The following is a 1,615-nucleotide window of genomic DNA, read 5'->3' as shown; positions in this document are numbered from 1 at the left end:
ACACTGGCCAGCTGACCGGCCAGATCGTCGCCGGGCCTCATGCCGGGCGCGACCTTGGCGAGTTCGATCTCGCCGGCTTGTTGGCGATTGTCCCGACGTTCGACGCCGAGAGCGTGGCCTTAATTGAAAGCTATCTGGACCGCCGGTTTCCCGCTTGGCGTCAGGACGCGCAGGGCGATGCGGCAGGGCGGCAGCGCCGCTCTGCGGCGAGCAGCAAAATGACGCCGGAGGAGGCCTATCAGATCCTTGGCTTGCAGCCGGGAGCGGGGCGTGACGACATCAGCCGGGCGCACAAATCCCTGATGAAGAAACTCCATCCCGACCAGGGGGGCTCGACGTATCTCGCTGCCCGGGTAAACGAGGCCAAGGATACTCTGCTTCGCACGCATAACGGCTAACTCCGGCACCACGCTACAAACGCTCGTACCCGCGTGAGCTCCGTTCTGCTCTGTCTGCCGTCGCCCGCCCTTGTTGGCGTGGTCGATCCCTTGAGTAAAGTTTTAACCGTAAATCCTTGACGAGAGGTTGTCGTGGAACGGCCTTGTCGTGAACTGCCTCGGCATTACCCCATCCCCAAAACGAAAATGCCCGCGCATGGCGCGGGCATTTGGTCTGGTATGGGGAAGGAGATCAGTTGCGAACGGTGATGCAGGAGATCTCGGCGCGCTTCAACGTGCGGCAGACGGCTTCCGCCTGGTCGCGCTCGAGGCCGGCGAAGCGGGCGCGGTAGAGCTTGCGATTGTCCTTGGCGACGACGGGCTCGGTGAACGGATCGGCCTTGCTGAGCAGGCCGCGTGCCGAATTGCGGGCAGCGTCGATGCGCTGCTTGGCTTCGCTCTCGCTCTCGAGCGCGCCGACCTGGACGATCCAGCCGCTGTGGCTGACGACCGGCTTGGTGGGGGCGCTCATCTGGATCGGCTGCGGCGCCGGGTCGGCGGATGCGAGCTTCGGGCCGGTATGAACGGGCGCCGCCGCGGTTGCGGCCGGCAGCACCCCCAAGATGCCGTTGCCGGTGCCGAAGCCGGCCGGCTGCCGCGGCAGTTCGGCGCGGGCGTTCTCGACCTTCGACGTTTCCGGCTGGTTTACCGGCTCCGGCTTGCTGACGAGATCGGCCTTTGCGACGACGGCACCGGAGGTCTCAGCGACCTCCGCACGGGACGGGATCGTGCTGGTGATGGGCGGCGCAACCTGGCCAGGGGCGGCGGAGGCGACCTTCACGGTGCCGGCCTTGACCTGGACCGTCTTGACCCGGACCGGCTTCATCGGCTCGGACGAGCCGGGGATGATAGAGAGCGGCTGGCTCGAAATCACGCCGTTGGTGAGCGGCGCGGGCTCGATCTTGGATTCGGTCGGGCGAACCTCAGGCTTGCTGGGTTCAGCTCGGTGCTGGGCGGGCGGCATCGCGGCGGTGGCCGCCGCAAGGGTCGCCAGGCGCGCGGCGAGGCGCGACGGGGCAGCTTCGGGGGCCGGGGCTGCCGCGGCCTGGACCTGCGCGGGGGGCCGTGCCGGGGTGTCGGATGCGTCGGCAACATCGGTATTGGCATCGGCGCCGTTGCGCTCGGTGACGGCAACGACGGTGCGCGTGGTCGCGCCCTTGTCGAGATTCTCGGCGAGC

General features: G+C 67.7%; 2 protein-coding genes. One reads left to right on the top strand and one right to left on the bottom strand.

The window, feature by feature from the left end; all coding sequences use genetic code 11:
* Positions 1-398 (top strand): DnaJ domain-containing protein (locus JHD07_RS38950; RefSeq protein ID WP_291631885.1); only part of this gene is annotated, 398 nt, incomplete at its 5' end.
* Between the two features lie 232 nt (positions 399-630).
* Here the strand turns inward: JHD07_RS38950 and JHD07_RS38945 are convergent.
* On the bottom strand, positions 631-1,615 hold a 985-nt coding region (locus JHD07_RS38945), incomplete at its 5' end, for an SPOR domain-containing protein (protein WP_291631883.1).

Source organism: Bradyrhizobium sp. (assembly GCF_016462955.1).
Lineage (GTDB): Bacteria > Pseudomonadota > Alphaproteobacteria > Rhizobiales > Xanthobacteraceae > Bradyrhizobium.
This window is presented reverse-complemented; position numbering and strand designations above follow the sequence as displayed.